General features: G+C 59.8%; 8 protein-coding genes. All 8 read right to left on the bottom strand.

The features are described 5' to 3' along the window. Positions 1-537 (bottom strand): AroM family protein (locus ABLA28_RS09025; protein ID WP_347713382.1); only part of this gene is annotated, 537 nt, incomplete at its 3' end. Positions 538-592: 55 nt separating this feature from the next. After that, positions 593-1,537, bottom strand: coding sequence for a DUF1177 domain-containing protein (locus ABLA28_RS09030; RefSeq protein WP_347713383.1), 945 nt, complete (start codon positions 1,535-1,537; stop codon positions 593-595). 96 nt (positions 1,538-1,633) lie between these two features. Continuing rightward, a complete protein-coding gene (locus ABLA28_RS09035; RefSeq protein WP_347713384.1) occupies positions 1,634-2,566 on the bottom strand; it encodes an ABC transporter ATP-binding protein in 933 nt (310 codons plus the stop codon). Further along, entirely contained in the window at positions 2,563-3,546 is a 984-nt protein-coding gene (locus ABLA28_RS09040) for an ABC transporter ATP-binding protein (protein ID WP_347713385.1), read from the bottom strand. Before ABLA28_RS09040 ends, ABLA28_RS09035 begins: the two co-directional genes overlap by 4 nt. Beyond that, the gene (locus ABLA28_RS09045; protein WP_347713386.1) at positions 3,546-4,721 is read right to left on the bottom strand and encodes a M20 family metallopeptidase; all 1,176 of its coding nucleotides are present in this window, start codon (positions 4,719-4,721) and stop codon (positions 3,546-3,548) included. The genes ABLA28_RS09040 and ABLA28_RS09045 overlap by 1 nt, the downstream gene beginning before the upstream one ends. Before the next feature lie 46 nt (positions 4,722-4,767). Beyond that, the gene (locus ABLA28_RS09050; RefSeq protein ID WP_347713387.1) at positions 4,768-5,613 is read right to left on the bottom strand and encodes an ABC transporter permease; all 846 of its coding nucleotides are present in this window, start codon (positions 5,611-5,613) and stop codon (positions 4,768-4,770) included. Between the two features lies 1 nt (position 5,614). Then, a complete protein-coding gene (locus ABLA28_RS09055) occupies positions 5,615-6,571 on the bottom strand; it encodes an ABC transporter permease (protein ID WP_347713388.1) in 957 nt (318 codons plus the stop codon). Positions 6,572-6,766: 195 nt separating this feature from the next. Further along, the gene (locus ABLA28_RS09060; RefSeq protein ID WP_347713389.1) at positions 6,767-8,335 is read right to left on the bottom strand and encodes an ABC transporter substrate-binding protein; all 1,569 of its coding nucleotides are present in this window, start codon (positions 8,333-8,335) and stop codon (positions 6,767-6,769) included. Positions 8,336-8,667: the final 332 nt, after the last annotated feature.

Consider the following 8,667-nt stretch of genomic DNA (forward strand, 5'->3'; position numbering starts at 1 on the left):
CCATTCCCCGAGTTCGCGCGACGCCCTCTCGACGGCCGCCTCCGCATCGACATACGGCGAGGCGGGGACGGACTTCACGGCCCCTCCAAGCTGACGCCACCGCACCTCGGATTGAGGAACCTGATCCGCCGAGGGGGTGAGGATGCCCAGCCGTTTCCCCTCCGCCACCGCACGGACGACATGGAACAGGACCCTCTGAGGCCGAACCAGCAGGCCGCCCTCCGGGAACTCGGGGAACTCTCCGGTGCAGAGCAGGAGCACCAGGGGAACCCCCGCGTCGAAGTGCTCCTTTATTTTCGCGGCGACCCTCGGCGTGATGTGGCGCTCGGCGACCTGAACGGACGATCCGTCCGCCAGCCGCGTCACCAGGACATAATCGCCGCGCTGCGGCGCCAGGCCGGCAATTTCCGCGCGCGACAGCCCGTCGAGGGCCCCGGCCTCCCGTACCGTCACGTCCCCCAGAATCGCGGAGAGCTCCGGGATCACATCCGTGCGCGGGGTCTGGCCGATCGTCACCGTCCCGACAACGTGTTTCATCGAATCCGACCTCCTCTGAATCCATCCACCCGTCCCGGCACGTCCTCCGGGAAGGTCAGATCTTTTTTCCCGGGGTCTGCAGGTGGTTCATAGGTCCGTACAGGCCGAGGATCCGTTCGAACTCCTCAGGGTCGTAGAAACGCAGCTTCCCCTCCCCGAAGGCCTTGCCGACCTCGATGACGAATCGCACCGTCGACTCGATGTCCGAGACCTGAGAGGCGCCCGTGGCACACCCCGGGACCGCGGTCTCCGCCGTCAGGGCCACGCCCACGACCGGAGCGCGGGTTGCCGTGCAGGGCTGCAGGATGCTGTTCAGATGATAGAGCTCGTTGCCGTAGGGGGTGATGTCCTGGGTCGTAATCGGGAAGACCTGCGGCATCCTGCCCGTGACATAACTCATGATATCGAGCAGATCCTCGCTGACCCGCAGGATGTAGCCCTCCTTGACCGTGGGAGAGATGGCGAAACCGCGGTGATTGACAACCCGGTTGCCCCGAGTCGTATCGATCGAGAGCACCGCGTCGAGGTCCGGATGCATCTCCTCCGCGTTGGCAATCTGCATGTTGATGGGGGAATCCATGAAGGGGACGGGATCGTGCGGACTCGTGGGCGCATCGGGACAGATATGGGTGGAGACGAAGACATCCCCATCCAGAACATCCCCCAGCTTCGCCATCCTCCCCAGCTTCATGGCCACCGCAACGGCGGCCACGGCCCCATCCGCGTCGGATACCAGGCCCACCTTCTCCGGACGGGCTCCGACCCCGCCCAGGCGTCCGACGATCCCCAGGGTCGGGGCCGTACCGCCGCCGTGCTTTCCCTTCCTACCATGAAACCAGACCTTGACGAAATCCGTATGTCCCTTGGGCCCCTCGACCGTCCTGACCTCGATCGTCCGGGCCTCACACCCCACATCGATCAGGGCGTTCCGCACGGCCTCCCCGGACGCCGAAGGGCTGTCCAGCAGCTCATAAGACTCCATCACATATTTTATGGACATCGTCCGCCTCCATTGGATAAGTTATAAAATGGGCTTCCCCACCATGGGCTCTACGGCGCGCAACAGTTCCCCCGTGAAGCCCCGGATTGCTCCAAGCTACAGGACAGCGTGACAGAGCACGCGCTTCTTTCCCTCGTTTCGGTATGGAGGCGGAGCGAGACAACGGGACTCCGCATGGGGGCACCGCGTGCGGAAAGCGCAACCCGACGGGGGCGAGAGTGGACTCGGAATCTCCCCGCGGATAGGCGCACGCAGCAGAGCCCTGCCGAGTTCCGGGACGGAATTCAATAGAGCCCGTGTGTAAGGATGCGAGGGATGATCGACGACATCCGACACCGGACCTTCTTCGACGATACGCCCCAGATACAGGACGGCGATGTCGTCGGCAAAGTGGCTTATCGTCTTCAGATCGTGCGTGATGAAGAGGTAGGTCAAGTTGAAGCTGCGCTGCAGATCCATGAAGAGATTCAGGATCTGCGCCTGCACCGAGACATCCAAGGCGCTCGTCGGTTCGTCGAGGATCAGGAGTTCCGGGCGAAGAACCAGCGCCCGCGCCACGGCGACACGCTGTTTCTGACCTCCGGACAGCTCATGAGGATACTTGTGCAGGACGTCGTCCCTCAGCCCTACGGCCTCCAGCATGGCACATACCTTTTCCGTCCGCTCCCGTGCCGTTTCACCGCGAAGCATCAATCCCTCGGATATCTGAAACCGTACCGTCTTACGGGGATCCAGAGAGGTCTCCGGATCCTGAAAAACCATCTGGACCGACCGATGTCCCCTTTTTTCCCTGTGCACGGGGAGCCCCTTAAGAAGGATCTCCCCCTCGGTCGGGGGATAAACTCCCGCGATGAGATTCGCTATCGTGGATTTGCCGCTGCCGCTCTCCCCAACGAACCCAAACACGCTGCCCGGACGAATGGAGAAGTCAACCCCTCTAACGGCATGCAGCCATCGGGGCGGAGCGAAAAAGAAACGCTCCCCGACCGGAAATTTTTTTGACAGGTTCCGAACCTCCAACAGGGTCATCGCGGTCCTCCTCCCTCTGCATAAAGCCAGCAGCAAACGGTTCTATCCGCACGGCGTACGGCCTTCGGCGCCTGTAAAGCACACCGCTCCTGCGCTTGAGGACACCGCGGGGAGAAACGGCACCCCCTGGGGGGGGCGATCAAGCTGGGCATCGTCCCGGGTATGGAGGCCAGGGGTTTCTTGCGCTCCCCGGGCAGAAGACGAGGCAGGGAATCGATCAGGCCCCTGGTATAGGGATGCAGAGGGGTACGAAACAGGGTCTCGCTCGGCCCCATCTCCATCATGGCCCCGGCATACATCACCATCACGCGGTGTGCAATCTGGGAAACAACGCTCAGGTCGTGCGAGATAAAGATCAGGGACGTACCGAAACGCTCCTGAAGCTCTCGGAACAGATGCAGGATCTGGGCCTGGTTGGTCACATCCAGAGCCGTCGTCGGCTCGTCGGCGATCAGAAGATCCGGCTCGCACAGCATGGCCATGGCGATCATGACCCTCTGCCGCATTCCGCCGCTGTACTCGAACGGGTAGCGCCTCATCAGCTTATCGGGCTCAGGGACAGCCAGACGCTCCATCATGGACAGGACACGCTTTTCGGCCTCGCGACGCCCCAAACCGAGATGTTCCGTCAGGACCTCGGTCAACTGCTTCCCGATTCTCAAGGAGGGATTGAGGGAGTTCAGTGGATTCTGAAAAACCATGGACACGTCCCTGCCCCGCAGAGGGGAAAGGTCCTCCATGCGGGCCCCTTTGAAGTGGAGAGTTCCCTCCTTCCGGCCCCGTATAAGCCCCATCATCGAAAGCATCGTCACGCTTTTGCCGCTGCCGCTCTCCCCAACGACCCCCAGCGATTCTCCGGCCTGGAGGTCAAAGGACACGTTCTCGCAAGCATGGAGCTCTCCATAAGGCAATCGAAGCCGGACGGAAAAACCATCGACCGCCAGAAGCGGCGCCGAGCCCAGGGGCACGGTATCGGACATCAGAAGTCTCTTCTCCTTTCCTCAAAATACTCTCGGACCTCGCTAAGCAGACCGGGGTCATTGAAAAGGTCGAATGCCGTCAGGGCCAGCGCCTTTGTGGCCCGGAGCATCGCTTCGTACCCATACTCGGAGCTCGCCGCCGCCGCAAACTCCCTGGAGTGTGTCGGGATCGAGGCGCCGGCGGTGATATCGATATATCCCTGAATTCCAGGGACCCTATGAGTCACGATGCCGACATCCGTAGACCCAACGCCCTGTCCGTAGGTCCTCATCGTGGTCTTTTCTCCGACCCGGGCATAATTCGCATCCAGGGTACGGGCCAGGGGCACGTTGACGTAAACCTCCGGCTGAGGCGGCTCGGCCTGCGTGACCTTCACCGTACACCCGGTCGCCCGGGCAGCTCCCTCCGCAACGGCGGCAAGCCTCGTCTCAAGCTCGAGGACCTCCTCCATACGCAGGGCGCGAATCCCCATCTCGGCCTTCGTATAGTCCGGAATCGTATTGAAGGACTGCCCTCCGTTCAGGATGATGCCATGCACCCGGGTACGCTCCGTCATCTGCTGGCGCATCAACGCGATGCCGTTGAAGAAGGAGAGCATGGCATCCAGGGCGTTGACCCCCTTCTGCGGGGCGGCTGCGGCATGGGCCGCTTTTCCAAAGAACTCGACGAAGAGGCGTTTGATCGCAAAAGAGATGTCATATCCGGTGCTGGTGCTCGCAGGGTGGATGATCATGGCCGCATCCAGCCCGTTGAAGGCCCCGGCCCCGTCAAGCAGGACCTTGCCCCCCCCATGTTCCTCCGCAGGGCATCCCAGGAAGAGGATTGTCCCCTCGCGGCCCTCAAGGCAGCCGCTCTCCTTGATGGCCACCGCCGCGCCAGCCGATATGGTCCCGATCATGTTATGCCCACAGGCATGTCCGACCTCGGGAAGAGCGTCGTACTCACCCATCAGACCAATATGGGGACGCCCGCGCCCATACCTCGCCACGAAGGCCGTCTCCATGCCGGCCATTCCCCACTCCACCTCGAATCCGGCCTTCTCCAGATAATCGGCCAGGGCCCTTGACGAGCGCACCTCCTGAAATGCCGTTTCCTCGTAGGAAAATATCTCCCTCGCCAGGCTCTTCAGAGAATCGGAGCGAGCATCGACTACAGCTGCAACCTTGTCTTTCACGGCGTAAAACTCCTCTCATCCGGGACAAAAGGGCTCCATGCCCCTCCTATCGAATACGCAGGCGCGGGTCCAGGACATCGCGCAGCCCATCCCCCAACAGGTTGAACCCCAGGCAGGTCACCAGAATGGCCAGCCCCGGAAGGACCGCCAGGTAAGAGGCCTGGTCCATATAAGGCATCGCCTCGCTGAGCATACTTCCCCACGACGGGACGGGCGGCTGGATTCCCAGCCCCAGGAAGCTCAGCGTCGCCTCGCTGATGATGGCCCCGGCAAAGCTGAGGGAGGCGTAGACGATGATGGGCGGCAGGACGTTCACCAAAACGTGGCGGGCCAATATCCAGAGATGGGAGGCGCCCATGATGCGGACCCCGGTTATGAAGTCCTCGTTCTTGACGTTGAGCACGGCCCCTCTGACGACCCGGGCGAAGCTGGGAACCATAACCAGCCCGATCGCGAGCATCGCGTTGAAGAGCCCCGCCCCCAGAGCAGCCATCATAGCGATGGCCAGGAGGATATAGGGAAAGGCCAGCAGAGCGTCCATCAGACGCATCAACAGGGCGTCAAAAAAACCGCCGAAATACCCGGAAATCAGCCCCAGGACCGTGCCGAGACAGGCTCCAATGGAGACGGCGACCATCCCGACCATCAGGGATACCTGCGATCCGTATATCAATCGCGTCAGAACGTCCCTCCCCATGTCATCGGTACCCAGGCAATGTCCTTCGGTCCCCGGTTCCGCCAACATGGCGCCAAAATCCATCTCGTCGAAATCATAGGGGACAATCCTGGGGGCGAAACAGGCCAGGCCGATGTTCAGAAGTACGATCAACAACCCGGCCATTCCCTGCTTGCTGCGTAGAAAACGCCTTCCAAAAGAGAGTTGTTCCAACATTTCAGGCGCCTCCAAACGACTTTCGGATTTTGGGGTTCACCAAAGCATAGAGCAGATCCACGAAAAAATTGACGAAAAGATACAGGATTGCGATGACCAGAACTTCTCCCTGTACAAGCAGAAAATCACGTCTCATGATCGCATCGACCATCAGCTTACCGAGCCCCGGAAGGGCGAAGATGGATTCGGTGAGGACCGCTCCGGCCAGAAGATGTCCCAACTGCAGCCCCGAAACGGTAACGACGGGGATAAGTGCGTTGCGCAAAGCGTGACGTTCCCAAATCAGCCGAGGCCGCAGGCCTTTCGCGTACGCGGTCCGTATATAATCCTGCTTCAGGACTTCCAGCATGCTGGATCGGGTAAAGCGGGCGATGGTTCCCACGGACTGGAAAGCCAGGGCGCACGAGGGCAGGATGAAATGGCTGACGACGTTCCAGAGCCCCTTGTCCCAGCTTCCCAATCCGACCGATGGAAGCCATCCCAAATTGAGGACGAAGACGACAATCATCAACATGCCAACCCAGAAGATGGGAACCGATACGCCCAGGAGCGCCAGGACCGTGATGCACAGATCCCAGAAGCCGTTATGGTGCATCGAGGCGAAAATACCCAAGGGGACCCCCAGGAGGATTGCGAGGGACAGGGCGCTCAGGCTGAGGGCCAGCGTCGTAGGCAAACGCTCCTTGATCAGCGTGAGGACGTCCGCCCTATAGATCAGAGAGCGCCCCAGATCCCCATGGGCCACATTGCGCAGATAGGTCAGAAATTGAACGGGCAGCGGCTTGTTCAGCCCCAGATCCTCCCTGAAGGCAGCGATATCCGCAGGACTGGCCTCGGGCCCCAAAAGGGTCAGAGCAGGATCCCCCGGAATCAATTTCATCAGGGAGAAGATGACGAGCATGACAAAAAAGAGTGTGGGGATCATCTGAAGGAAGCGTTTGAAAGCAAAACGTCCCAAGATGCATGCCTCCTCTCCGGGGATCCTCCCCTTTTGAATCGTGAAAGCTCCGAAACTCGCCCTCTTCTATTCTTCTCTTCCATCACCCGCTCCATCAATAAAGACGAGCGGCCTCGAAATGAAAGGGGCCGGTCACCCCATTCCCGAGGCCGCTCGTCCATTCAGCTGCGGAGTCCGATCGGAATGAATGTCGGGTCAGGAGCCGGGGGCCAGGTAAGAGCTGAAGTCCGGCCCAAAAAGTCGTACGCTTCCCTGCGGCGTCGGATGGAAATCGGTAAGCCGCTCATCCACCCCGTTCATCGCATACATGTGATAGAGCGGGAAATAATAGCGATCCTTCATGACCAGCTCCTCGGCCTGGCGATAGTATCCGGTGCGGGCCTTTTGGTCGCCGACGCTCGCCCCAAGGGCAATCAGCTTGTCCACCTCGGGGTTGTTGTAGCCGCCGCCGTTGCCATAGCTGCCTTTTTTCTCGGAGTGAAACATATAGTAGACGTAGAAAAACGGATCGGGATACCACGTCCACCCTATGGCGTAAATGTCCGCCTCGGCCTTGGAGGCTACGCCCATGAAGCTCCCCCACTCCAGGCTCTGCACTTCCACCTCCACGCCCACCTTCTTCAGCATGGCCTGAGCTATGACCGCGGCCTTTTTGCGGCGTTCATCCTCGGATGTCGTGATGCGCAGCTTCAGCTCCCCCGGTTTCTTACCCAGCTCCGCAAGGAGCTCCTTGGCCCGCTGGGGATCATAGGTCGTGTAAAAGGAACGGACCTCCGGATTATAGCCCCAGCTTCCGGGAGGGATGGGCCCATAGGCCGCCTCTCCGGACTCGTTGGGGAAAAGGGCCTTGGCTATCTGAGCCACATCCACCGCCCGGAAAAAGAGCTCCCGAACCTTCGGGTCCGTCGTCGGCCCCCGAGTGGCGTTCATGTAAAACGCATAGACGTTGCAGGGTTCTCCTTTGACGACACGATACCCGGCACTTTCTGCGATCTTCTTGACGTCCTGGTCCAGCACCTCCCGGGTAACGTGAACTTGCCCGCTCAGGAGCGCCGTAGTCATGGCCGTCTTGTTGACGATATAGCGGTATGTGACCTTCAGGGGATGGGGCAGTCCCTCCTTGTTCCAGTAGTCATCGCAGCGCTCGAAGGTCATGTGCGAGTCCTTCACCCACTCCGTCATTTTATAGGGCCCCGTTCCCACGGGGTGCTGGCCAAAATCGGCCCCCCACTTCTCGGCATCCTCCTTGGGAATCACGGCGCTGCCGACATCCGTCAGGACGGCCAAAAGCGCCGCGAAAGGCTGATTCAACACAAGCTTTGCCGTATCGGGGGCAAGGACCTCCACGTGATCCAGCATGAAAAGCCGCTTCATTGGAGATATTTTCAATGTCCGTTCGAAGCTGTACTTGACATCGTCAGCCGTCATCTCCCGTCCCGGCTGGTTTTCCGTTTTATGGAAACGGACTCCTTTTTTCAGATGAAACGTCCACTCCTTAAGGTCATCGGTATGGGACCAGGACTCCGCAAGATACGGGATGATGTTCTTATACTCCGCGTCATAGGTGACCAGCGTCTCGTAGACATTGATCATGGTCTGAGAGGATGCCGCATCCTGGTACATCGCAGGATCCATCGTCGTCGTGTTCTGGTCCGTCCCGACAACAATTTCCTCCCCCCTCGACGATTCACCGGCAGCATCCCCCACAAACGCCGCCCCCACTCCCAAAATACAGATCAAAAGAAACAAGCGCCATCTCTTCAAAGCCTCCACCCTCCATTCGATCGTTGTCCCCTTGCATCCTGCACCATTATTCCATTTCACACTGAAAAAATGGTAAAACGACGCTAGAGTAATTTTACATCAAAATTACGCAGCGAAGGCAGGAAAAAGGTCTCGACAGGGGCACAAAGACAAGCCTCAAGCATTGTTCCTCTAGCACAATACAAGAAAATTACGGTCCAACCCGGAGGATACGTCTCGAAAGACAAACTTCCAGCGTCAACGGAGGCTCGAAGCGATACGCTATAATACCCGGCGAGGATGGATTTCGCGCATGGTCTCGGATGGCCGGGGGCCGAAGGGCGTAGGCCGTT

Source organism: uncultured Fretibacterium sp. (assembly GCF_963544685.1).
Classification (GTDB): domain Bacteria; phylum Synergistota; class Synergistia; order Synergistales; family Aminobacteriaceae; genus CAJPSE01.

What these genes read in the sequence shown, in the direction of transcription:
- ABLA28_RS09040 (WP_347713385.1), bottom strand. Translation starts at nt 3,546, where the DNA reads ATGTCCGATACCGTGCCCCTGGGCTCGGCGCCGCTTCTGGCGGTCGAT.
- ABLA28_RS09030 (WP_347713383.1), bottom strand. Translation starts at nt 1,537, where the DNA reads ATGTCCATAAAATATGTGATGGAGTCTTATGAGCTGCTGGACAGCCCT.
- ABLA28_RS09035 (WP_347713384.1), bottom strand. Translation starts at nt 2,566, where the DNA reads ATGACCCTGTTGGAGGTTCGGAACCTGTCAAAAAAATTTCCGGTCGGG.
- ABLA28_RS09050 (WP_347713387.1), bottom strand. Translation starts at nt 5,613, where the DNA reads ATGTTGGAACAACTCTCTTTTGGAAGGCGTTTTCTACGCAGCAAGCAG.